Below are 21,809 nucleotides of genomic sequence, written 5' to 3'. Positions count from 1 at the left end.
AGAAGAAGCCGGATTGATGTCGAATTTCGGATACGAACCCCGCCACGGCTGGCGGGCTGCCCTGGCCTGCATGGTGGCCCTGGCCGTGGCGATGGGGCTGGGCCGCTTTGCCTTCACGCCGATGCTGCCCGTGATGCTGCACGAAGGCTCGCTGGACCTGGAGGGCGGCGGCGTGCTGGCCTCGCTCAACTACCTCGGCTACTTCATCGGGGCGCTGTCCTGTGCCGCCATCCGGGTGCCGGCGGCGGCGATGGTGCGCGGCGGCCTGGTCGCCACCGCGGTGCTGCTGCTGGGCATGGGGCTGCTGCACGGCTTCACCCTCTGGGGTGTGCTGCGCACCGCCGCTGGCGTCGCCAGCGCCTGGACCTTCGTCTTCGCCTCCGGCTGGGGCCTGCGCCGGCTGGCGGAAACCGGCATGCACCGGCTGGGCGGGGTGATCTACACCGGGCCCGGCATCGGCATCGCCGCCACCGGCCTGCTGGGCGGGCTGGCCTCCCGCTGGGGCGCCGATGCGGCCTGGATCGGCTTCGGCGCGGTGGCGCTGCTGCTCATCGCCGGCATCTGGCGGGTCTTCGACGACGGCGGCCATGCGAGCGAGCGGATGCCCGCTGCCACCCCGGCGGCTCCCGCCCCGGCCGCGTCGCGTGCCGCGGCGGGCCAGGACGGCGGCAGCGGCGACGCGCGCGCCCTGGTGATCCTCTACGGCCTGGCCGGCTTCGGCTACATCATCACCGCCACCTTCCTGCCGGTCATCGCCCGCCAGGCGCTGCCGGGGTCGGCATGGCCCGACCTGTTCTGGCCGCTGTTCGGCCTGGCCGTCATCCCCGGCGCGCTGGTGGGCGCCCAGGCGCCGCAGCACTGGGACAACCGGCTCCTGCTGGCCGCCGCCTACGCGATGCAGGCCGCGGGCGTCCTGCTGTCGGTGGCCTGGCCCGACGTGGCCGGGCTGGCGCTGGGCAGCCTGCTCCTGGGCCTGCCGTTCACGGCCATCACGCTGTTCGCCATGCGCGAAGCGCGGCGGCTCAAGGGCAACGCGTCGGCCGGGCTGATCGGCTACGCCACCGCGTCCTACGGCATCGGGCAGATCGTCGGCCCGATCTTCGCGGCTCCCCTGGCGCACCGCACGGGCAGCTTCACCGTGCCGCTGCTGGTGGCGGCGCTGGCGCTGGCGGGCGGGGCGGCGCTGTTCGCGTGGGTCGGGCGCCACGCCTTGCGCCCGGCGGGTGCGGCATGAGGCGCCCGGGCGCCCTCGGGCCGTGCAAAAGCGCCGCGCAGGCCCTATAATCGAAGGCTCACGACCAAACGGGCGGGTACCAACCGCCCTTTTTTTTTGGTCGCTTCGCTTTCTTCGCTCTCGCCCACGCTTGAGGCTCGTCTTCGATGCCCGGGCGGCCTGTCACCAGGGCCGCCGGCCGCGGCACCGGCCGGCTCGGCGCGCGGGCATGGCGGGTGGGGCGGGCACGAGGCACAGGCAGATTCACAAGGAAGCACGCATCCCGGTGGCATTGCAGCAGACCGTCGAAACAACCGTGGCCGGGCTCGGCTACGACCTGGTCGAGATCGAACGCTCGGCAGGGGGACTGCTGCGCGTCACCATCGATCTGCCCTGGGCCGGCGCGGCTGCCGACGGCGGCGGCGACGCCTTCGTCACCGTCGAGGATTGCGAGAAGGTCACGCGCCAGTTGCAATATGCGCTGGAGGTCGAGAACGTCGACTACCGGCGCCTGGAGGTGTCTTCGCCCGGCATCGACCGGCCGTTGCGCCACGAGCAGGATTTCGAGCGCTTCGCCGGCGAGGTGATCGACATCACCCTCAAGGCGCCGATGGGCGAGGCCGCGGCGGGGCAGGTGAATGCCAACCGCAAGAAGTTCCGCGGCACGCTGGAGCGCACGGAGGGCCCCGGCGGCGAGCGCGGCTGGCAGATCGTCTGGCGCGACGAGCCGGCGCCCGCCAAGCCCGGACAGAAGGTGAGCCAGAAGAAGCGGGAGGCCGCGCCGCTGCATGCGCTCGGCTTCCGGCTGGACGAGCTGCGCGACGCGCGGCTCGCCCCGATCGTGGATTTCAAGGGGCGCAAGCCCAGGACCGGCGGCGTACAGCCGGAGTGACAGCAAGGAGCCCAGTGGCATGAATCGCGAAATGTTGATGTTGGTGGATGCGATCTCGCGCGAGAAGAACGTCGAGCGCGACGTCGTCTTCGGCGCCGTGGAGTCGGCGCTGGCGCAGGCCACCAAGAAGCTGTACCAGGGCGACGTGGACATCCGCGTGGCGATCGACCGCGACACCGGCGCCTACGAGACCTTCCGCCGCTGGCACGTGGTGCCCGACGAGGCCGGCCTGCAGCTGCCCGACCAGGAGATCCTGCTGTTCGAGGCCAAGGAAGAGCTGCCCGACATCGAGCTGGGCGAGTACATCGAGGAGCCGGTCGAGTCGCTGCCCATCGGCCGCATCGGCGCCATGGCCGCCAAGCAGGTGATCCTGCAGAAGATCCGCGACGCCGAGCGCGAGATGCTGCTCAACGACTTCATGTCGCGCGGGGAGAAGATCTTCACCGGCACCGTCAAGCGCATGGACAAGGGCGACATCATCGTCGAGTCCGGCCGCGTCGAGGGGCGCCTGCGCCGCAGCGAGATGATCCCCAAGGAGAACCTGCGCAACGGCGACCGCGTGCGGGCCATGATCATGGAGGTCAACCTCGAGCTGCGCGGCGCGCCGATCATCCTCTCGCGCACCGCGCCCGAGTTCATGATCGAGCTGTTCCGCAACGAGGTGCCCGAGATCGAGCAGGGCCTGCTGGAGATCAAGAGCTGCGCCCGCGACCCCGGTTCGCGCGCCAAGATCGCCGTGCTCAGCCACGACAAGCGCGTCGACCCGATCGGCACCTGCGTCGGCGTGCGCGGCACCCGCGTGAATGCCGTCACCAACGAACTGGCCGGCGAGCGGGTGGACATCGTGCTGTGGTCCGAGGACCCGGCGCAGTTCGTCATCGGCGCGCTGGCCCCGGCCAACGTGTCGTCCATCGTGGTAGATGAAGAGAAGCACGCCATGGATGTGGTGGTGGACGAGGAAAACCTCGCCATCGCCATCGGCCGCGGCGGCCAGAACGTGCGCCTGGCTTCCGAGCTCACCGGCTGGAAGATCAACATCATGGACGCCAACGAATCGGCCCAGAAGCAGGCCGAGGAGACCAGCGCCATCCGCCAGCTCTTCATGGAGAAGCTGGACGTCGACGAGGAGATCGCCGACATCCTGATCGCCGAAGGCTTCACCAGCCTGGAAGAGGTGGCCTACGTGCCCATCGCCGAGATGCTCGAGATCGAGGCCTTCGACGAGGAGACCGTCAACGAGCTGCGCGCCCGTGCCAAGGACGCGCTGCTGACCCTCGAAATCGCGCGGGAAGAGAGCGTCGAGAGCGTCTCGCAGGACCTGCGCGACCTCGAAGGCCTCACCCCCGAGCTGATCGCCAAGCTGGCCACCGCGGGCGTGAACACGCGCGACGACCTGGCCGACCTCGCGGTCGACGAACTCACCGAGATCACCGGCCAGAGCGCCGATGACGCCAAGGCCCTCATCCTCAAGGCGCGCGAACACTGGTTCGCTGGCGCGCAAGAGTGATGTCATGGGAGCACGAAACAGATATGTCCAGCACCACCGTTGCAGAGTTCGCTCAGGAACTCAAGAAGACACCCGAAACGCTGCTTGACCAGTTGCGCAGTGCCGGCGTGGCCAAGTCGGCCGCGTCGGACGCGCTGACCGAAGCCGACAAGCAGCGCCTGCTCGGCCACCTGAAGGCCAGCCACGGCACGGCTGCCCCCGAGCGCAAGAAGATCACGCTGACCAAGAAGTCGACCACCGAGATCAAGCAGGCCGACGCGATGGGCCGCGCGCGCACCATTCAGGTGGAAGTGCGCAAGAAGCGCACCTTCATCCAGCGCGACGACGCGCCGGCCGAGGCGCCGGCTCCGGCACCCGCGCCGGCCGCGCCGCGCATCGACGAGGCCGAGCTCGCCCGCCGCGAGGAAGAGGCGCGCCGCAACGCCGAGCTGCTGCGCCGCCAGGAAGAGGAACTCGCCGCCCGCCGCCGCGAGCGCGAGGCTGCCGAGGCGGCCGAACGCGAGGCGGCCGAGAAGGAAGAGCGCGCCGAGCGCGACCGCGAGACGCAGGCCGAGAAGGCCCGTGCGGAAGCCGCCGCCATCAACGCCGCGGCGGCCGAGGCGCGCAACGCGCCGGCCGCCGAGGCTGCGGCCCAGAAGGCGGCCGAGGAGAAGGCCGCTGCCGAGAAGGCCGCCGCCGAGAAGGCCAAGGAAGAGGCCAAGGCCAAGGCCGCCGCCGAATCCAAGGCGCGCGCCGACGAAGAGGCGGCCCGCGCCCGCGACCTGGAAGAGCGCCGCCGCAAGGCGCTGGCCGAGGCCGAGGCCATCCGCGAGATGATGAACGCGCCCAAGCGCGTGCTCGTGGCCAAGAAGGAAGAGCCCAAGCCGGCCGAAGCCAAGCCGGCCGCGCGCGGCACGCTGCACAAGCCGGCCACCGGTACGGGCGCGCGCCCGGCCGCCGGCGGGGCGGCGGCACCGGCGCCCGGCGCCGGCAAGGAGATCAAGTCGGCCAAGCTGTCGTCCAGCTGGGCGGGCGAGGCCGGCAAGAAGAAGGAGATCAAGACCCGCGGCGACGCCAGCGGCGGCGTGGGCCGCGGCAACTGGCGCGGCGGCCCGCGCGGCCGGCGCGGCAACGACCGCGACCGCGACGACTCGCACCACCAGGCGCAGCCGGCGGAGCAGCGCGTCATCGAGGTGCACGTGCCCGAGACCATCACGGTGTCGGAGCTGGCGCACAAGATGGCGGTCAAGGCCTCCGAGGTCATCAAGCAATTGATGAAGCTGGGCCAGATGGCGACCATCAACCAGTCGCTGGACCAGGACACGGCCATGATCCTCGTCGAGGAGATGGGCCACAAGGCGGTGGTCGCCGCGCTGGACGACCCCGAGGCCTTCACCGAGGAAGAAGTGCAGGCGCAGACCGCCGAGGCCCTGCCGCGCGCACCGGTGGTCACCGTCATGGGCCACGTCGACCACGGCAAGACCTCGCTGCTGGACTACATCCGCCGCGCCAAGGTGGCGGCGGGCGAGGCCGGCGGCATCACGCAGCACATCGGCGCCTACCACGTCGAGACGCCGCGCGGCATGGTCTCCTTCCTCGACACCCCGGGCCACGAGGCCTTCACTGCCATGCGCGCCCGCGGCGCGCAGGCCACCGACATCGTCATCCTGGTGGTGGCGGCCGACGACGGCGTGATGCCGCAGACCAAGGAAGCCATCAAGCACGCGAAGGCGGCGGGTGTGCCGATCGTGGTGGCGGTCAACAAGATCGACAAGCCCGAGGCCAACCCCGAGCGCGTGAAGAGCGAGCTGGTGGCCGAGGAGGTCGTGCCCGAGGAATTCGGCGGCGACTCGCCCTTCGTCGAGGTCTCGGCCAAGACGGGCAAGGGCATCGACGACCTGCTGGAACAGGTGCTGCTGCAGGCCGAGGTGCTGGAGCTGAAGGCGCCGGTGGATGCCGCCGCCAAGGGCCTGGTCATCGAGGCGCAGCTCGACAAGGGCCGCGGCCCCGTGGCCACGGTGCTGGTGCAGTCCGGCACGCTCAGGGTGGGCGACGTGGTGCTGGCCGGCTCCACCTCCGGCCGCGTGCGCGCCATGCTGGACGAGGATGGCCGCAACACCAAGTCGGCGGGTCCCTCCATCCCGGTGGAGATCCAGGGCCTGACCGAGGTGCCGCAGGCCGGCGACGAGTTCATGGTGATGGCCGACGAGCGCCGCGCGCGCGAGATCGCCACCTACCGCGCCGGCAAGTTCCGCAACACCAAGCTGGCCCGCCAGCAGGCCGCCAAGCTGGAGAACATGTTCTCCGACATGACGGCGGGCGAGGTGAAGAACCTGCCCATCATCATCAAGGCGGACGTGCAGGGCTCGCAGGAGGCGCTGTCGCAGTCGCTGCTCAAGCTGTCGACCGACGAGGTGCGGGTGCAGATCGTCTACGCCGGCGTGGGCGGCATCAGCGAGTCGGACGTGAACCTGGCGATCGCCTCCAAGGGCATCGTGATCGGCTTCAACGTGCGCGCCGATGCCGGCGCGCGCAAGCTGGCCGAGGGCAACGACGTCGACATCAAGTACTACAGCATCATCTACGACGCCGTGGACGAGCTGAAGACCGCGATGGCCGGCATGCTGGCCCCCGAGCGCCGCGAGGAAGTCATCGGCCATGCCGAGATCCGCACGGTGTTCGTGGCCTCCAAGATCGGCACCGTGGCCGGCTCGTACGTGCTGGACGGCGTGGTGCGCCGCGACGGCCACTTCCGCCTGCTGCGCGACAACGTGGTGGTCTATACCGGCGAGATCGAGTCGCTCAAGCGCATGAAGGACGACGTCAAGGAAGTCCGCGAGGGCTTCGAGTGCGGTATCAAGCTGCGCAACTACAACGACATCCGCGAAGGCGACCAGCTCGAGATCTTCGAGATCAAGGAGATCGCACGGACGCTGTGAGCGCCCGGCGCGGCACCTGAACCATGGCCTCGAAGAAGCAGACCACGCCCAACCGCGGCTACCGCGTCGCCGACCAGATCCAGCGCGATCTGACGGAGATCATCGCGCGCGAGCTGAAGGACCCGCGGGTGGGCATGGTCACGCTGCAGGCCGTGGAGGTGACGCCCGACTACGCCCACGCCAAGGTGTTCTTCAGCGTGCTGGTGGGCGACCCGCAGGAGACGCAGGACGCGCTCAACCAGGCGGCCGGCTTCCTGCGCAACCACCTGTTCAAGCGGCTGCACATCCACACCGTGCCGACGCTGCACTTCGTGTTCGACCGCACCACCGAGCGTGCGGCGGACATGAACGCCTTGATCGCCAAGGCCGTTTCCTCGCGCGGCAAGGAAGACTAGCCCCCATGTCGTCGCCATCCCGTGTCAGGGTGCAGCGGCGCCCTGTGCATGGGGTGTTGCTGCTCGACAAGCCGCTGGGCCTGTCCAGCAATCAGGCCTTGCAGAGGGCCAAGTGGCTGCTGCGCGCAGAAAAGGCGGGCCACACCGGCACGCTGGACCCGCTGGCCACCGGCGTGCTGCCGCTGTGCTTCGGCGCGGCGACCAAGTTCAGCCAGTTGCACCTCGACGCCGACAAGACCTACGAGACGGTGGTGCGCCTGGGCGTGCGCACGGCGACGGGCGATGCGGAAGGCGAGGTGCTGAGCGAGCGCCCCGTGCAATGCACGGCCGGCCAGGTGGTGGAGGCGCTGGACCGCTTCACCGGCCCGATCGAGCAGGTGCCGCCCATGCACAGCGCCCTCAAGAAGGACGGCAAGGCGCTCTACGAATATGCGCGCGACGGCGAAACCGTCGAGCGCGAGCCGCGCCAGGTGGTCATCCATGCGCTGGAGCTGCTGGAGATGCAGCTCTCGGGCGAGACGCCGGGCCTGCGGTTGCGCGTGCATTGCTCCAAGGGCACCTACATCCGCACCCTGGGCGAGGACATCGGCGAAGCCCTGGGCTGCGGCGGCCACCTGGGCTTCCTGCGCCGCGTCGCCACGGGCGGCTTCGAGGTCTCGCAGTGCGTGACGCTGGAGGCGCTCGAAGCCCTGCCCGAAGACGGGCGCCTGGCGCTGCTGCAGCCCGTCGAATGCCTGGTGGCCGGCCACACGCCCGTCACGCTGGGCGAGGACGATGCCGGCCGCTTCCTCAGCGGCATGCGCCGCCGCGGCGGCTGGCCCGACGCCGGGGCGGTGGCCGTCTTCGGCACCCTGCCGCATGCCTTCCTGGGCACCGCCCACGTGAAGGCCGGCGAACTGATCCCGGGGCGCTTGCTGGCCCCCACCGAAATCCAGCAGATCCTTGTGAATCGAACGCCTCTGACCGAGGCCCTTGCACCATGACCGCAACCCGCCAGATCCGAAACATCGCCATCATCGCCCACGTCGACCACGGCAAGACCACCATGGTCGACCAGCTCCTGCGCCAGTCGGGCACCTTCGCCGAGCACGAGAAGGTGGTCGACACGGTGATGGACAGCAACGCCATCGAGCGCGAGCGCGGCATCACCATCCTGGCCAAGAACTGCGCCGTGAGCTGGAAGGGCACGCACATCAACATCGTCGACACCCCCGGCCACGCGGACTTCGGCGGCGAGGTGGAGCGCGCCCTGTCGATGGTCGACGGCGTCCTGCTGCTGATCGACGCGCAGGAAGGCCCGATGCCGCAGACCCGCTTCGTCACCAAGAAGGCGCTGGCGCTGGGCCTCAAGCCCATCGTGGTGGTCAACAAGGTCGACAAGCCGGGCGCCAACCCCGACAAGGTGGTCAACGCCGCCTTCGATCTGTTCGACAAGCTGGGCGCGACCGACGAGCAGCTCGACTTCCCGGTGGTCTACGCCTCCGGCATCAACGGCTGGAGCTCGCTGGAGGAGGGCGAGCCCGGCGAGCAGTGGGGCCCCGACATGTCGGCCCTGTTCGAGACCGTGCTCAAGCACGTGCCGCCGCACGACGGCGATCCGGACGCACCGCTGCAGCTGCAGATCTCGGCGCTGGACTTCTCCACCTTCGTCGGCCGCATCGGCGTGGGCCGCATCAACGCCGGCACCCTGCGGCCGAACATGGACGTGCAGGTGATGGAAGGCCCGGACGGCGCCTCCTTCAAGGGGCGCGTCAACCAGGTGCTGACCTTCCAGGGCCTGGACCGCGTGCAGGCCGCCGAGGCCGGCCCTGGCGACATCGTGCTGATCAACGGCATCGCCGACATCGGCATCGGCGTCACGCTCACCGACCCGGCCGACCCCACGCCGCTGCCGATGCTGAAGGTGGACGAGCCCACGCTGACGATGAACTTCTGCGTGAACACCAGCCCGCTGGCCGGGCGCGAAGGCAAGTTCGTCACCAGCAGGCAGATCTGGGACCGGCTGCAGAAGGAACTGCAGTCCAACGTGGCGCTGAAGGTCAAGGAGACCGACGAGGACGGCATCTTCGAGGTCTCCGGCCGCGGCGAACTGCACCTCACGATCCTGCTGGAGAACATGCGCCGCGAGGGATACGAGCTGGCGGTGTCCAAGCCGCGCGTGGTGTTCCGCGACATCGACGGCGAGCGCTGCGAGCCGATGGAGCTGGTCACGGCCGACATCGAGGAAGGCCACCAGGGCGGCGTGATGCAGGCGCTGGGCGAGCGCAAGGGCGAGCTGGCCAACATGGAGCCGGACGGCAAGGGCCGCGTGCGCCTGGAATACCGCATCCCGGCGCGCGGCCTGATCGGCTTCACCAACGAGTTCCTGAACCTCACCCGCGGCTCGGGCCTGATCAGCAACATCTTCGATTCCTACGAGCCGCACAAGGGCGAGATCGGCGGCCGCAAGAACGGCGTGCTGATCAGCATGGACGACGGCGAGATCTTCACCTACGCGCTGGGCAAGCTGGACGACCGCGGCCGCATGTTCGTCAAGGCCGGCGACCCGGTGTACGAGGGCATGATCGTCGGCATCCACAGCCGCGACAACGACCTGGTGGTCAACGCCACCCGCACCAAGCAGCTCACCAACTTCCGCGTCAGCGGCAAGGAGGACGCGATCAAGATCACGCCGCCGATCGAGCTGACGCTGGAATACGGCGTGGAGTTCATCGAGGACGACGAGCTGGTCGAGATCACGCCCAAGAGCATCCGCCTGCGCAAGCGCTTCCTGAAGGAGCACGAGCGCAAGCGCGCCTCCCGCGAGGCGTGAAATGAAACACCCCCAGTCTTCGCGGACTTCGTTCCGCTTCGCCAACCCCCTCAAGGGGGCACATCCTGCGGCCTGGCAAAGCCAGTTCCGCGGATGTTCCCGCATGGCCTGCTCCGCCGCCTTCGGAGCGGCTGCCTGCCAGGCGTTTCATGCGATGCGGGTGGCGGCGTAACGCCATGGAAGACTGAGATGAAGAAGCGGGCAGCCATCGTCCTGTGCATGGCGCTGGGTGCGTGGCCGCTCTTCGGCCACGCGCAGGCGGCGGCTGAACAGGCCGAGGCGGCGCGCACCTTCGCGTCGCTGCGCTCGGCCCACCCGGAGCGCATGCCGCGGCTGGCGGAGGCCGACGCCGGCCCGGTGCTGCGCGCCCTGGCCGACCCCCGCGCGCTGCCCGCCGAAGGCGCCTCGGCCGACCTGGCCGCCGTCTCGGATATCTGCGATCACGCGCAGGAGGCGTCGCTGGCCTACCTGTCCTTCGGCGCGATGCAGGACGGCCGGTTCGTGGCCTCGGTGGTGGCGGGCAACGCCGCCACCTACCAGGACGAGCTGGCGCTGCTGCAGCCCTTCCTCGCGCACTGCATCGCGCGCCAGGTGCCGCTGGCGGAAGAGACGCTGCGGCGGCTTGATCCGAAGATGGCCGGCCAGTTGCGCCTGGGCGGGCTGCGGCGCGGCCAGACGGGCGTGCTGCAGCTCTATGCCGGCCTGGCGACGGCTGTGGGCGATGCGCGCTTCGGCGCGGCGTATGTCGATGCGCTGCTCGGTGCGCTGGCCGACAGCGCGCCGGCGCACGCCCGGGCGCTGTCCGTCGCCTCGCGCGCCGTGCCGCGCAGCCTGGCGGCGGACCAGATCGCCCGGGCGCAGGGCGCGCGCCGTGCGGCCTGGCAGAAGGTGCTGGACGCGATGTCCGACACCCGCTGCGAGGCGCTGTGCGAGCTGGCTGCCCGCAACGGCCCGCGCTGAGCGAAGGGCATCGCCATCATGGCCCTGACGCATGCCCGCGCGGTGTGGCTGATGGTCGGCGCGACGCTGATGTGGGGCACCGCCGGCGTCGTCACGCGGCACCTGGAGAGCGCGCGCAGCTTCGAGGTCACCTTCTGGCGCAGCGCCTTCACCGTGCTGGCGCTGCTCGTCATCCTGCCCGCCTGGCGCGGCCGGGCGGTGCTGCGGACGCTGCGCGGCGGCGGCGTGGCGCTGTGGCTCTCGGGCCTGTGCTGGAGCGTGATGTTCACCGCCTTCATGGTGGCGCTCACGCTCACCTCCACCGCCAACGTGCTGGTGACGATGGCGGTGGGGCCGCTGTTCACCGCGCTGGCGGCCCGCCTGTTCATCGGGCACCGGTTGCCGCTTCGCACGTGGGGCGCGATCGTCGTGGCGGGTCTGGGCATCGGCTGGATGTATGCGACCAAGCTGGGGCAGGGCGAGCTGGCCGGCACGCTGGTGGCCCTGTGCGTGCCGCTGGCGCTGGCCTGCAACTGGACGGTGGTGCAGCACGCCCATGCCCAGGGCCGCGACATCGACCTGGTGCCGGCTGTGCTGATCGGCGCGTCGCTGTCGGCGCTGGCCACGCTGCCGCTGGCCTGGCCGCTGCACGCCACCGTGCACGACCTGGGGCTGCTCGCCTTCCTCGGCGTCTTCCAGTTGGCGATCCCGAGCATGCTGGCGATGGTGTGCGCCCGGGTGCTGAAGGCGCCCGAGGTGGCCCTGCTGGCGCTGCTGGAGGTGATCTTTGGCATCGCGCTGGCATGGATCGGCGCCGGGGAGATCCCGGCGCCCAGCGTGCTGATCGGCGGGGTGCTGGTGGTCGGTGCCCTGGTCGCCAACGAGTGGCTGGGCTGGCGTGCGGGGCGGTAGCCCGTCGCGCGCGCGACGCCTGCGCCGATGCGGTTCGGCCTTGTCCGACAACGCCGCCGGGCCCGGCTGCGTTATATCGGGTCCAACAACCGGGAGTCCTCCACGATGAAAACGAAGCTGTCCCTCCTCACGATCGCCGCTGCCGTCACGGTAGCCGCCGCGCCGCTGGCGGCAGGCGCCCAGGTGTCGGTCAACATCAATGTGCCCGGGCTGGTGGCCGTGGCGCCGCCGCCCCCGCGCTGGGAGGCGGTGCCTGGGCCACGGCAGGGCCGGGTCTGGGTGCCGGGCCACTGGCAATGGAGCGGTCACGCCTATGCGTGGCGGGGCGGCTACTGGCAGGCAGCGCGGCCCGACTACGCCTACGTGCCCGGCGGCTGGGTGCAGGTCGACGGCGGCTGGCGCTGGCGCGACGGCGACTGGCGCCGCGCCGCGCGCGAGCGGCAGCGCGAGGAGCGCTGGCACGACGGCCCGCGCCGCGGCCATGGCCATGGCCATGGCGGCTATCACTGCCCGCCGGGGCAGGCCAAGAAGGGCAACTGCTGACGCAAGAAAGCCGACCCGAGGGTCGGCTTTTTCATCGGGGGCGGGATGGCCGCGGCCTCAGGGGCGCGCGATCCTCCACGCGCCCGCCACGCCGTCGCCCGTGCGGTCGCCGGCCTTCGTGTCTTTCACCCAGTAGTACAGGGGCTGGCCCTTGTAGGCCCACTGCTTCTTGCCGTCGTCGCGCGTCACGACGGAGTAGCCGCCCATGGGCTTGGCGTTGTCCGGCGCGATGAGGGGCGGCCAGTTGGCGGCGCACTGCCCGTTGCACACCGACTTGCCGCTGTCGGGCGTGTCGCGCGCAAAGGTGTAGAGCGTCATGCCGCTGGGCCCGATGAGCACGCCATCGACCGTGCGCGTGGGCGTGTCGGGTGCGGACCGGGTGGCGCAGCCCCCGGCAAGCAGGGCGACAGCAAGGACGGATGCACTGAGCAGTTTCATGGACTTTCTCCTTCGTTGAAAAAACCGGCCCGGGCAGTGTAGGCGCCCGCGCCGACGGCCCGTGTCGGCGGCAGCCGCGCATTCGGGCGGCCTTAGCGGTGCCGGCTTTTCATCGCCCGCTCCACCTCGCGCTTGCCCTCGCGCTCCTTGATGGTGTCGCGCTTGTCGTGCTCGGCCTTGCCCTTGGCCAGGGCGATCTCGCACTTGACCCGCCCGTTCTTCCAGTGCAGGTTCAGCGGCACCAGGGTGTAGCCCTTCTGCTCGACCTTGCCCATCAGGCGCTTGATCTGCTCCTTGTGCAGCAGCAGCTTCTTGGTGCGCACGGCGTCGGGGTTGACGTGGGTGGAGGCGCTCTTGAGCGGGTTGATCTGGCAGCCGATGACGAACATCTCGCCGTCGCGGATGACCACGTAGCCGTCGGTCAGCTGCACCTTGCCTTCGCGCAGCGCCTTCACCTCCCAGCCTTCGAGCACCATGCCCGCCTCGAACTTCTCCTCGAAGAAGTAGTTGAAGGCGGCTTTCTTGTTGTCGGCGATGCGGGCGTTGGGGTCTTGCTTCTTGGTGGCCATGGGGGCTCAGTTGGGGGCGCATGGCGTCCCTACAATCGGCCGCTCGCTTCCCCCGAACCCGCGATTCTATGAAGAGTGTGCACAAGTCCGTCCTCATCTGGTACAGCGCCGAGGAGATGTACGGCCTGGTGACGGACGTGGCGAGGTACCCGGAGTTCCTGCCCTGGTGCGACCGCGCCCGCGTGATCGAGCAGGACGAGGCCGGCATGACGGCGGAAGTCGGCCTCGCCTTCGGCGGCATCCACCAGAGCTTCACCACCCGCAACACCCACGTGCCGGGGCGCGAAGTCCACCTCAAGCTGGTGGACGGCCCCTTCTCCAACCTCGACGGGGTGTGGAAATTCACCCCCGTGGGCGGCGAGGGCGAACGCGCCTGCCGCGTGCAGCTCGACCTGAGCTACGGCTTCAGCAACTTCGCGCTGCAGGCGCTGGTCGGGCCGGTGTTCGACAAGATCGCCTCCAGCCTTGTCGAGGCCTTCGTCAAGCGGGCCGAGCAGACCTACGGCGAGCCGGCGCCATGATCCGCATCGTCCTGTGCTGCGCCCCGGCGCCGCGGCAGGTGCACGAGGAGGCGCTGTGCGTGCCCGAGGGCTGCACGCTGGAGGCAGCCGTCGAGGCCAGCACGCTGGCGCAGGCGCTGCCGGCGCTGGACTGGCGCGCGATGCATCCGGGCGTGTGGGGCCGCGCGGCGGAATGGTCCCGGCCGCTGGCCGACGGCGACCGCGTGGAGCTGTGCCGGCCCCTCACCGTCGATCCGAAGGTGGCGCGGCGCGAGCGCTTCCAGCGCCAGGGGGCGCGCACGGCCGGCCTGTTCGCGCGGCGGCGCGAAGGGGCCAAGGCCGGCTACTGACCGATTGAAGGGGGCGGGCCGGGCGGCTGCTACTTGCAGTCGCTGTCGATGATCGACTGCAGGCGGCGCTGCTCCACCGCGCGGGCGTTGTCGTCGAGGATCTCGCGCTCGCCCTTGTCGTTGACGCGGGCCACGCGCATGCCGCTGTCCATCGTGGCCTTGCCCTGGCGCGCGCGGCTGCAGTTGTCGGCCTTGGCCTGGGCGATCTTCTTCTCCTCGGCGGCGCGCTTGGCCTTCTCGGCTTCCTCGGCCTGGCGGGCCTTCTCTTCCAGCGCCTTGTCCACCCCGGCCGCCTTGCCGGCCGGCGCCGCGGGCGCGGCAGGGGCCTGGTCGGAGGCGGGAGCAGGGGCCGGCGCGGCGGCGGCACGGCTGCCGTGCGGGCGGCGCAGGATGTTCTTCTCGGGCACGTCCAGCGGCGGCGGCTGGTCGCTGAACACCTTCTTGCCCTGCGCATCCAGCCACTGCCACTGGGCCGAGGCGGCCACCGGCATCACGAGAGCGCAGGCGACAAGGACGGCGTGGATCGGCTTCATGGGGCGGAAGTGTAGCGTCCGCTTACGTTTGGCAACACGCGGCAGAGGCCGCGAGCGCGGCATGCGCCACGAATCTGGCGTCAATCCGCAACGCCGGCCGCCCCGGCGTGCGTGCCGGCGACCCTGCCGCTTCAGGGAAAACCAGGGCCCTCGTTACAATCCTTCTTTTGGAGCCTCACCCATGCGCCTTCTCGGCAAAGCGCTCACCTTCGACGACGTGTTGCTGGTGCCAGCGTTCTCGCAGGTCCTGCCCAAGGACACCTCCCTCGCCACCCGCCTTTCCCGCAACATCGCGCTGAACCTGCCGCTGGTGTCCGCCGCCATGGACACCGTGACGGAGGCCCGCCTGGCCATCGCCATGGCGCAGGAGGGCGGCATCGGCATCGTCCACAAGAACCTCACCGCCCAGCAGCAGGCGGCCGAGGTGGCCAAGGTCAAGCGCTACGAATCCGGCGTGCTGCGCGACCCGGTGGTCATCACGCCCCAGCACACGGTGCTGCAGGTGCTGCAGCTGTCGGAAGAGTTGGGCATCTCGGGCTTCCCGGTGGTCGATGGCGGCAAGGTGGTCGGCATCGTGACCGGCCGCGACCTGCGCTTCGAGACCCGCTACGACGCGCCCGTCACCGAGATCATGACGCCGCGCGCCAAGCTGATCACGGTGCCCGAGGGCACCACGCCCGCCGAGGCCAAGGCGCTGCTGAACAAGCACAAGCTGGAGCGCCTGCTGGTCGTCAACGAGGAGTTCCAGCTCAAGGGCCTCATCACCGTCAAGGACATCACCAAGCAGACCAGCTTCCCCAACGCCGCGCGCGACGACAACGGCCGCCTGCGCGTGGGCGCCGCGGTCGGCGTGGGCGACGGCACCGAGGAGCGCGTCGAGGCGCTGGTCAAGGCCGGCGTGGACGTGATCGTGGTCGACACCGCGCACGGCCACAGCAGGGGCGTGATCGAGCGCGTGCGCTGGGTCAAGCAGAACTACCCGCAGGTGGACGTGATCGGCGGCAACATCGCCACCGGCGCGGCCGCGCTGGCGCTGGTCGAGGCGGGCGCGGACGCGGTCAAGGTCGGCATCGGCCCCGGCTCCATCTGCACCACCCGCATCGTGGCCGGCGTGGGCGTGCCGCAGATCATGGCCGTGGACAGCGTGGCCACCGCGCTGCAGGGCACGGGCGTGCCGCTGATCTCCGACGGCGGCGTGCGCTTCTCGGGCGACATCGCCAAGGCCATCGCGGCCGGCGCCAGCACCGTGATGATGGGCAGCATGTTTGCCGGCACCGAGGAGGCGCCGGGCGAGATCGTGCTCTACCAGGGCCGCAGCTACAAGAGCTACCGCGGCATGGGCTCCATCGGCGCCATGCAGCAGGGCAGCGCCGACCGCTATTTCCAGGAATCGACCACCGGCAACCCGAACACCGACAAGCTCGTGCCCGAGGGCATCGAGGGCCGGGTGCCCTACAAGGGCTCGATCGTCTCGATCATCTACCAGCTCGCCGGCGGCGTGCGCGCCAGCATGGGCTACTGCGGCTGCGCCACCATCGACGAGATGAAGAACAAGGCCGAGTTCGTGGAGATCACCGCCGCCGGCATCCGCGAATCGCACGTGCACGACGTGCAGATCACCAAGGAAGCGCCCAACTACCGGGCCGAGTAATCCACAAGAAGGACAAGGCCGGTGCAACGCACCGGCCTTGTTGTTCCAGCGAAGCGCCTTTTCATCGAAGCGTCCCATGTCACACGACAAGATCCTCATCCTCGACTTCGGCTCCCAGGTCACGCAGCTCATCGCGCGCCGGGTGCGCGAGGCGCATGTCTACAGCGAGGTGCACCCCTGCGACGTGACCGACGACTGGGTGCGCGAGTACGCGAAGGACGGCCACCTGAAAGGCGTGATCCTCTCGGGCAGCCATGCCAGCGTGTACGAGGTGGACGACCGCGCGCCGCAGGCGGTGTTCGAGCTGGGCGTGCCGGTGCTGGGCATCTGCTACGGCATGCAGACGATGGCGCAGCAGCTGGGCGGCAAGGTCGAGGGCTCGCACCAGCGCGAGTTCGGCTATGCCGAGGTGCGCGCGCGCGGCCACACCGACCTGCTCAAGGACATCGCCGACGTCACCACACCCGAGGGTCACGGCATGCTCAAGGTGTGGATGAGCCACGGCGACAAGGTGACCGAGCTGCCGCCGGGCTTCAGGCTCATGGCCAGCACCGGAAGCTGCCCCATCGCAGGCATGGCCGACGAGGCGCGGCACTTCTACGGCGTGCAGTTCCACCCCGAGGTCACGCACACGCAGCAGGGTCGCGCGATCCTGGAGCGCTTCGTGCTGGGCATCTGCGGTGCGAAGCCAGACTGGGTGATGAAGGACCACATCGCCGAGGCCGTCGAGAAGATCCGCGAACAGGTGGGCGACGAGGAAGTGATCCTCGGCCTCTCGGGCGGCGTGGATTCGAGCGTGGCGGCCGCGCTGATCCACCGCGCCATCGGCGACCAGCTCACCTGCGTGTTCGTCGACCACGGCCTGCTGCGCCTGGACGAAGGCAAGATGGTGATGGAGATGTTCGCCGGCAAGCTGCACGCGCGCGTGATCCACGTCGACGCCAGCGAGCAGTTCCTCGGCCACCTCAAGGGCGTGAGCGACCCGGAGCAGAAGCGCAAGATCATCGGCCGCGAGTTCGTCGAGGTCTTCAAGGCCGAGGCGGCGAAGCTGAAGGCCGGCGGGGCAGGGCACAAGGGCGCCAGCTTCCTGGCCCAGGGCACCATCTACCCCGACGTGATCGAGAGCGGCGGCGCCAAGAGCAAGAAGGCCGTCACCATCAAGAGCCACCACAACGTCGGTGGCCTGCCCGAGCAGCTCGGCCTGAAGCTGCTGGAGCCCCTGCGCGATCTGTTCAAGGACGAGGTGCGCGAGCTGGGCGTGGCGCTGGGCCTGCCGCCCGAGATGGTGTACCGCCACCCGTTCCCCGGGCCCGGCCTGGGCGTGCGCATCCTCGGCGAGGTGAAGAAGGACTACGCCGACCTGCTGCGCCGCGCCGACGCCATCTTCATCGAGGAACTGCGCAACTTCCGCGACGAGGCCACCGGCAAGACCTGGTACGACCTGACCAGCCAGGCCTTCACCGTCTTCCTGCCCGTCAAGAGCGTGGGCGTGATGGGCGACGGCCGCACCTACGACTACGTGGTGGCGCTGCGCGCCGTGCAGACCAGCGACTTCATGACCGCCGACTGGGCCGAGCTGCCCTACGCGCTGCTCAAGAAAGTGTCGGGCCGCATCATCAACGAGGTGCGCGGCATCAACCGCGTGACCTACGACGTGAGTTCCAAGCCGCCGGCGACGATCGAGTGGGAGTGACGACGCACCGGCCACCGCATCGGCCGGCCGCCGCTGAATTCCTTCGCCGGTTCATCGCCCGAGGAAAAGGCGCTCAGCCGACCCAGGCCTGCACCTCGATCTCCACCTTCGCGCCCTGGTAGAGCACCGCCTGCACGCACGAGCGCGCGGGCAGCCCTTCGGGGAAGTGCCGGGCGTATTCCTGGTTGAAGGCGGCGAAGTCGCCCAGGTCGGCCAGCCAGATGGTGGCGCGCACCACGCTCGCCATGCCGGTGCCGCAGTCCTTCAGGTTCTGGGCGATGCGTTCGAGGACGGCGCGGGTCTGCGCCTGCACGTCGCCCTCGATGACGCGGCCCTGCGCATCCATGGCCAGCACACCCGACAGGAAGAGGAAGCCGCCGGCGCGCACCGCCTTGGAGAAGGGAACGGGCAGCGGCGAGGGGATGCGTTCGATCTGGCTCATCGGGAAGACTCCGTGCGGGTGATGACCTGGCCGTTGCGCGCACCGGTGTGAGCGCCCTGGCGCCAGGTGACGGCGCCATTGACGATCACGGCGTCGATGCCTTCGGCGGGCCGGGTCGGGGTTTCGTAGGTGGCGGCATCGCGCACGGTGGCGGCGTCGAACACCACGATGTCGGCGTGGTGCCCGGGCGCGAGCGTGCCGCGCTGGTGCAGCCCGAAGTTGCGGGCCGTCAGCCCGGTCATCTTCCAGACCGCGGTTTCGAGCGGGAACAGGCCGACGTCGCGGCTGTAGTGGCCCAGCACGCGCGGGAAGGTACCCCACAGGCGCGGGTGCGGGCTCTCGCCCACCGGGATGCCGTCGGAGCCGATCATGGTGTCGTCGAAGGCCAGGATGCGCTGCACGTCGCCCTCGTCCATGAGGAAGTAGATCGCGCTGCCCGGCTGCAGCCGGCGCGCCGCCTCGTCGGGCTCGACGCCCCATTCGCGCGCGATGTCGGCCAGGTCGCGGCCGGCGCACTCGGGGTGCGGCTGGCTGGCGGCGATCAGCACGCGCCCGCCCAGCATGCCGCGGTCGGTGCGGATCATGGTCGAGCCGGCGGTGTAGGGGTAGCAGTCCAGGCAGATGCGCTGCGTCTTCATGGCCTCGCGGATGTGCGGCAGCGTGACCTGCGACCGGCCGAAATTCTGGGTGTTCTGCACCTTGTGGTGCGACACGACGACCGGCACGCCCAGTTCGCGGCCGATGCGGAAGGTCTCGTCCAGCGCCTCCATCACGCGGTCGGCCTCGTCGCGCATGTGAGTGACGTACAGCGCCTGCCGCGCGCGCAGCGGCTGGCCGACGGCGATGATCTCCTCGGTGGTCGCCTTGACCGCCGGCGGGTAGAAGGTGCCGGTCGACAGGCCGATGGCGCCGGCCTGCATGGCTTCCTCCACCAGCGCCTGCATGGCGGCGATCTCGTCCGGCGTGGCCTCGCGGTCGAGCGAGGCCATCGTCACCGCGCGCAGCGTCGAGTGGCCCACCATCGCCGCCACGTTGACCGAGGCGGGCCGCGCGCGCAGCGCGTCCAGGTAGGCCCGGAAGGTGGTGAAGCGTCCCTCGTCGGGGCTGTCGAGCAGGCTCAGCGGCATAGGCAGTTCCATGCCGGGGCGCAGCGGCGCGGCGCTGATGCCGCAGTTGCCAGCCACCACGGTGGTGACGCCCTGCGAGACCTTGAAGGGCAGGGTGGCCTGCGAGAGCAGCGCCTGGTCGTCGTGCGTGTGCGAGTCGATGAAGCCGGGCGCGACGATGCGCCCGTGCGCCTCGATGACCGTGTCGGCGCCGTGCCCGCCGAGGCGGCCGATGGCCGAGATGCGCCCGTCGCGCACGGCCACGTCGGCGTCGAAGCGCGGCGCCCGCGTGCCGTCGATCACGGTGCCGCCGCGGATCAGCAGGTCGTGGTGGGTGGGTGTCATCCGGGTCTCCAGGAAGGGTTCAGCGAAAGTGGCAGGCCACGAGGTGCTCGCGCGGAGCGCCGTCGGCGTCGGCCGCCTCGCGCGGCGACAGCGGCGGCGCCTGCTCCCTGCACACCGGCTGGGCCAGCGGGCAGCGGGTGTGGAAGCGGCAGCCCGCGGGCGGGTTCGCCGGGCTGGGCGGATCGCCCTGCAGCAGCAGGCGCTGGGCCGGCGTGCGCGGGTTGGGCACGGGCACCGCCGACAGCAGGATCTGCGTGTAGGGGTGGCGCGGCGCGGCGAACAGCGTGTCGCGGTCGGCCAGCTCGACGATGCGGCCCAGGTACATCACGGCCACGCGGTGGCTGATGTGGCGCACCACCGAGAGGTCGTGCGCCACGAAGAGGTACGCGATGCCGAACTCGGCCTGCAGGTCCATCAGCAGGTTGACCACCTGGGCCTGCACCGAGACGTCGAGCGCCGACACCGGCTCGTCGCAGACGATCAGCTTCGGCTGCAGAGCCAGCGCGCGTGCGATGCCCAGGCGCTGGCGCTGGCCGCCCGAGAACTCGTGCGGGTACTTGTCGATGGCTTCGGGCCGCAGGCCGACCTTGCCGAACAGCCAGCGCACGCGCTCGCGGCGCTCGGCCGCCGAGGTGCTGCCGTAGTTCCTCAGCGGCTCGGCGACGATCTCGCCGGCCTTCAGGCGCGGGCTCAGCGAGGCGTAGGGGTCCTGGAAGATGATCTGCACGTCGCGCCGGCGCTCGCGCATCTGCGCGGGGCCGAGCCGGAGCAGGTCCTGGCCGTCGAGCCATACCGCGCCGGCGGTGGGCTCGATGAGCCGCATCACGGACTTGGCGGTGGTGGTCTTGCCGCAGCCCGATTCGCCCACCAGCGAGAGCGTTTCGCCGCGCGCGATGGTGAAGGACACGTCGTCCACCGCCTGCACCGGCGGCTGCGGGCGCGCCAGCCAGCGGCGCGGCGCGGCGTAGTGCTTGCGCAGGCCTTCGACGCGCAGCAGAGGAATATCCGTGCTCATGCGTCCAACGCCTCCATCGGCGCCAGCCGTCCTTCTTCCACGGCGAAGCAGGCGACGCCGTGGCCGCCGCCCTGGTCGCTCAGGGCGGGGGTTTGCGCGGTACAGCGCGCATCGGCGTGCGGGCAGCGCGCCGCGAAGGCGCAGCCGCGGCGCGCCGCCAGCGGCGAGGGCACGAGGCCGGGAATCTCGGCCAGCCGCGCGCTGCGCGTGTTCATCGAGGGCATCGAGGCCATCAGCGCGCGGGTGTAGGGGTGCAGGGGACGGTCGAACAGGTCCTGCACGTCGGCCTCCTCGACCTTGCGGCCCGCGTACATCACGACCACGCGGTCGCAGCTCTCGGCCACCACGCCCAGGTCGTGCGTGATCATCACCACGCCCATGCCCAGCTCGCGCTGCAGGCGCCGGATGAGGTCCAGGATCTGCGCTTGGATGGTCACGTCCAGGGCGGTGGTGGGCTCGTCGGCGATCAAGACCTCCGGGTTGCAGGCCAGGGCCAGGGCGATCATCACGCGCTGGCGCATGCCGCCCGACAGCTGGTGCGGGTACTCGCCGGCGCGGCGCCCGGGCTCGGGGATCTGTACCAGTCGCAGCATGTCCACCGCGCGCGCCATGGCCTCGGCGCGGCCGGCGCGCTGGTGCAGGCGCACCGTCTCGGCGATCTGCCGGCCCACGGTGAGCACCGGGTTCAGCGAGGTCATGGGCTCCTGGAAGATCATGGAGATACGGTTGCCGCGGATGCGGCGCATCGCGGCCTCGTCCAGCTGCAGCAGGTCGGTGCCGCGCAGCCGCACCGCGCCCTGCAGCCGCGCGGGCGGCGTGGGCAGCAGCCGCAGGATGGACATGGCCGTGACGCTCTTGCCGCAGCCCGATTCGCCGACCACGCCCAGCGTCCGGCCGGCGTGCACGGTGTAGGAGACGCCGTCGACGGCGCGCGCCGGGCCGTCGAGGGTGTCGAAGCGCACGTGCAGGTCGTCGACTTCGAGCAGGGGCTGGCCGGCGGCCGGCATGTCGCGCGCGGGGGCGTTCATCGTGGCGT

21 protein-coding genes are annotated in these 21,809 nt (G+C 70.4%); 14 read left to right on the top strand and 7 right to left on the bottom strand.

The genetic code is table 11. From position 1 onward, the window contains the following. The first annotated feature begins 16 nt into the window (after positions 1–16). From Q392_RS28810 to Q392_RS28765, 10 genes are all read left to right on the top strand, one after another. Complete coding sequence (locus Q392_RS28810; protein WP_038216977.1) at positions 17–1,234, top strand: YbfB/YjiJ family MFS transporter; 1,218 nt, start codon at positions 17–19, stop codon at positions 1,232–1,234. A gap of 265 nt (positions 1,235–1,499) precedes the next feature. Next, the gene (rimP, locus tag Q392_RS28805) at positions 1,500–2,105 is read left to right on the top strand and encodes a ribosome maturation factor RimP (protein ID WP_038216974.1); all 606 of its coding nucleotides are present in this window, start codon (positions 1,500–1,502) and stop codon (positions 2,103–2,105) included. Positions 2,106–2,124: 19 nt separating this feature from the next. Further along, positions 2,125–3,612 carry a transcription termination factor NusA gene (gene nusA / locus Q392_RS28800; protein WP_038216967.1) on the top strand — a complete coding sequence of 496 codons (1,488 nt, stop codon included), beginning with the start codon at positions 2,125–2,127 and terminating at the stop codon, positions 3,610–3,612. Positions 3,613–3,635: 23 nt separating this feature from the next. Further along, positions 3,636–6,530 carry a translation initiation factor IF-2 gene (gene infB, locus Q392_RS28795; RefSeq protein ID WP_038216965.1) on the top strand — a complete coding sequence of 965 codons (2,895 nt, stop codon included), beginning with the start codon at positions 3,636–3,638 and terminating at the stop codon, positions 6,528–6,530. Between the two features lie 23 nt (positions 6,531–6,553). Further along, on the top strand, positions 6,554–6,925 hold the full coding sequence (rbfA, locus tag Q392_RS28790; RefSeq protein WP_038216963.1) for a 30S ribosome-binding factor RbfA: 372 nt from the start codon (positions 6,554–6,556) through the stop codon (positions 6,923–6,925). A gap of 5 nt (positions 6,926–6,930) precedes the next feature. After that, positions 6,931–7,908, top strand: a complete 978-nt coding sequence (gene truB, locus Q392_RS28785) for a tRNA pseudouridine(55) synthase TruB (protein ID WP_038216960.1) — start codon at positions 6,931–6,933, stop codon at positions 7,906–7,908. Beyond that, positions 7,905–9,737 carry a translational GTPase TypA gene (typA, locus tag Q392_RS28780; protein ID WP_038216958.1) on the top strand — a complete coding sequence of 611 codons (1,833 nt, stop codon included), beginning with the start codon at positions 7,905–7,907 and terminating at the stop codon, positions 9,735–9,737. The genes truB and typA overlap by 4 nt, the downstream gene beginning before the upstream one ends. 189 nt (positions 9,738–9,926) lie before the next feature. After that, positions 9,927–10,697 (top strand): hypothetical protein, encoded by a 771-nt coding sequence (locus Q392_RS28775; RefSeq protein WP_038216934.1) that lies wholly within the window; start codon positions 9,927–9,929, stop codon positions 10,695–10,697. A gap of 18 nt (positions 10,698–10,715) precedes the next feature. After that, positions 10,716–11,588, top strand: coding sequence for a DMT family transporter (locus Q392_RS28770; protein WP_038216932.1), 873 nt, complete (start codon positions 10,716–10,718; stop codon positions 11,586–11,588). 105 nt (positions 11,589–11,693) lie between these two features. Then, a complete protein-coding gene (locus tag Q392_RS28765; RefSeq protein WP_038216929.1) occupies positions 11,694–12,131 on the top strand; it encodes a YXWGXW repeat-containing protein in 438 nt (145 codons plus the stop codon). Between the two features lie 57 nt (positions 12,132–12,188). On the opposite strand, the gene Q392_RS28760 is transcribed toward Q392_RS28765, so the two are convergent. Then, entirely contained in the window at positions 12,189–12,569 is a 381-nt protein-coding gene (locus Q392_RS28760; protein ID WP_038216914.1) for a COG4315 family predicted lipoprotein, read from the bottom strand. A gap of 92 nt (positions 12,570–12,661) precedes the next feature. After that, on the bottom strand, positions 12,662–13,138 hold the full coding sequence (smpB, locus tag Q392_RS28755; RefSeq protein WP_038216912.1) for an SsrA-binding protein SmpB: 477 nt from the start codon (positions 13,136–13,138) through the stop codon (positions 12,662–12,664). A 68-nt stretch (positions 13,139–13,206) separates the two neighbouring features. Here smpB and Q392_RS28750 point away from each other — a divergent pair, with 68 nt between their 5' ends. Both Q392_RS28750 and Q392_RS28745 read left to right on the top strand, forming a co-directional pair. Further along, positions 13,207–13,659: a type II toxin-antitoxin system RatA family toxin gene (locus Q392_RS28750; protein WP_038216909.1), complete on the top strand. Its 453-nt coding sequence runs from the start codon at positions 13,207–13,209 to the stop codon at positions 13,657–13,659. Then, complete coding sequence (locus Q392_RS28745; protein WP_038216906.1) at positions 13,656–13,988, top strand: RnfH family protein; 333 nt, start codon at positions 13,656–13,658, stop codon at positions 13,986–13,988. Before Q392_RS28750 ends, Q392_RS28745 begins: the two co-directional genes overlap by 4 nt. Before the next feature lie 29 nt (positions 13,989–14,017). Here the strand turns inward: Q392_RS28745 and Q392_RS28740 are convergent, their stop codons facing one another. Continuing rightward, positions 14,018–14,521, bottom strand: coding sequence for a DUF4124 domain-containing protein (locus Q392_RS28740; RefSeq protein WP_038216903.1), 504 nt, complete (start codon positions 14,519–14,521; stop codon positions 14,018–14,020). A 181-nt stretch (positions 14,522–14,702) separates the two neighbouring features. Between Q392_RS28740 and guaB the strand changes: the two genes are divergently transcribed. Together guaB and guaA are read left to right on the top strand one after the other, a co-directional pair. Continuing rightward, positions 14,703–16,172 (top strand): IMP dehydrogenase, encoded by a 1,470-nt coding sequence (guaB, locus tag Q392_RS28735; RefSeq protein ID WP_038216900.1) that lies wholly within the window; start codon positions 14,703–14,705, stop codon positions 16,170–16,172. A 76-nt stretch (positions 16,173–16,248) separates the two neighbouring features. After that, the gene (guaA, locus tag Q392_RS28730; RefSeq protein WP_038216896.1) at positions 16,249–17,865 is read left to right on the top strand and encodes a glutamine-hydrolyzing GMP synthase; all 1,617 of its coding nucleotides are present in this window, start codon (positions 16,249–16,251) and stop codon (positions 17,863–17,865) included. Positions 17,866–17,938: 73 nt separating this feature from the next. On the opposite strand, the gene Q392_RS28725 is transcribed toward guaA, so the two are convergent. From Q392_RS28725 to Q392_RS28710, 4 genes are read right to left on the bottom strand one after another with little or no spacing between them, the layout of a single operon-like run. Beyond that, positions 17,939–18,307 (bottom strand): RidA family protein, encoded by a 369-nt coding sequence (locus Q392_RS28725; protein WP_038216893.1) that lies wholly within the window; start codon positions 18,305–18,307, stop codon positions 17,939–17,941. After that, positions 18,304–19,758, bottom strand: a complete 1,455-nt coding sequence (locus Q392_RS28720) for an N-acyl-D-amino-acid deacylase family protein (protein ID WP_038216890.1) — start codon at positions 19,756–19,758, stop codon at positions 18,304–18,306. Before Q392_RS28720 ends, Q392_RS28725 begins: the two co-directional genes overlap by 4 nt. 19 nt (positions 19,759–19,777) lie before the next feature. Continuing rightward, positions 19,778–20,773, bottom strand: a complete 996-nt coding sequence (locus tag Q392_RS28715; protein ID WP_038216886.1) for an ABC transporter ATP-binding protein — start codon at positions 20,771–20,773, stop codon at positions 19,778–19,780. Beyond that, entirely contained in the window at positions 20,770–21,801 is a 1,032-nt protein-coding gene (locus Q392_RS28710; protein ID WP_038216884.1) for an ABC transporter ATP-binding protein, read from the bottom strand. Before Q392_RS28710 ends, Q392_RS28715 begins: the two co-directional genes overlap by 4 nt. Positions 21,802–21,809 lie beyond the last annotated feature (8 nt).

Source organism: Xenophilus azovorans DSM 13620, from assembly GCF_000745855.1.
In the GTDB taxonomy this organism is placed as follows: domain Bacteria; phylum Pseudomonadota; class Gammaproteobacteria; order Burkholderiales; family Burkholderiaceae_C; genus Xenophilus; species Xenophilus azovorans.
This window is presented reverse-complemented; position numbering and strand designations above follow the sequence as displayed.

What these genes read in the sequence shown, in the direction of transcription:
- Q392_RS28810 (WP_038216977.1), top strand. Translation starts at nt 17, where the DNA reads ATGTCGAATTTCGGATACGAACCCCGCCACGGCTGGCGGGCTGCCCTG.
- nusA (WP_038216967.1), top strand. Translation starts at nt 2,125, where the DNA reads ATGAATCGCGAAATGTTGATGTTGGTGGATGCGATCTCGCGCGAGAAG.
- infB (WP_038216965.1), top strand. Translation starts at nt 3,636, where the DNA reads ATGTCCAGCACCACCGTTGCAGAGTTCGCTCAGGAACTCAAGAAGACA.
- rbfA (WP_038216963.1), top strand. Translation starts at nt 6,554, where the DNA reads ATGGCCTCGAAGAAGCAGACCACGCCCAACCGCGGCTACCGCGTCGCC.
- truB (WP_038216960.1), top strand. Translation starts at nt 6,931, where the DNA reads ATGTCGTCGCCATCCCGTGTCAGGGTGCAGCGGCGCCCTGTGCATGGG.
- typA (WP_038216958.1), top strand. Translation starts at nt 7,905, where the DNA reads ATGACCGCAACCCGCCAGATCCGAAACATCGCCATCATCGCCCACGTC.
- Q392_RS28775 (WP_038216934.1), top strand. Translation starts at nt 9,927, where the DNA reads ATGAAGAAGCGGGCAGCCATCGTCCTGTGCATGGCGCTGGGTGCGTGG.
- Q392_RS28770 (WP_038216932.1), top strand. Translation starts at nt 10,716, where the DNA reads ATGGCCCTGACGCATGCCCGCGCGGTGTGGCTGATGGTCGGCGCGACG.
- Q392_RS28765 (WP_038216929.1), top strand. Translation starts at nt 11,694, where the DNA reads ATGAAAACGAAGCTGTCCCTCCTCACGATCGCCGCTGCCGTCACGGTA.
- Q392_RS28760 (WP_038216914.1), bottom strand. Translation starts at nt 12,569, where the DNA reads ATGAAACTGCTCAGTGCATCCGTCCTTGCTGTCGCCCTGCTTGCCGGG.
- smpB (WP_038216912.1), bottom strand. Translation starts at nt 13,138, where the DNA reads ATGGCCACCAAGAAGCAAGACCCCAACGCCCGCATCGCCGACAACAAG.
- Q392_RS28750 (WP_038216909.1), top strand. Translation starts at nt 13,207, where the DNA reads ATGAAGAGTGTGCACAAGTCCGTCCTCATCTGGTACAGCGCCGAGGAG.
- Q392_RS28745 (WP_038216906.1), top strand. Translation starts at nt 13,656, where the DNA reads ATGATCCGCATCGTCCTGTGCTGCGCCCCGGCGCCGCGGCAGGTGCAC.
- Q392_RS28740 (WP_038216903.1), bottom strand. Translation starts at nt 14,521, where the DNA reads ATGAAGCCGATCCACGCCGTCCTTGTCGCCTGCGCTCTCGTGATGCCG.
- guaB (WP_038216900.1), top strand. Translation starts at nt 14,703, where the DNA reads ATGCGCCTTCTCGGCAAAGCGCTCACCTTCGACGACGTGTTGCTGGTG.
- guaA (WP_038216896.1), top strand. Translation starts at nt 16,249, where the DNA reads ATGTCACACGACAAGATCCTCATCCTCGACTTCGGCTCCCAGGTCACG.
- Q392_RS28725 (WP_038216893.1), bottom strand. Translation starts at nt 18,307, where the DNA reads ATGAGCCAGATCGAACGCATCCCCTCGCCGCTGCCCGTTCCCTTCTCC.
- Q392_RS28720 (WP_038216890.1), bottom strand. Translation starts at nt 19,758, where the DNA reads ATGACACCCACCCACCACGACCTGCTGATCCGCGGCGGCACCGTGATC.
- Q392_RS28715 (WP_038216886.1), bottom strand. Translation starts at nt 20,773, where the DNA reads ATGAGCACGGATATTCCTCTGCTGCGCGTCGAAGGCCTGCGCAAGCAC.
- Q392_RS28710 (WP_038216884.1), bottom strand. Translation starts at nt 21,801, where the DNA reads ATGAACGCCCCCGCGCGCGACATGCCGGCCGCCGGCCAGCCCCTGCTC.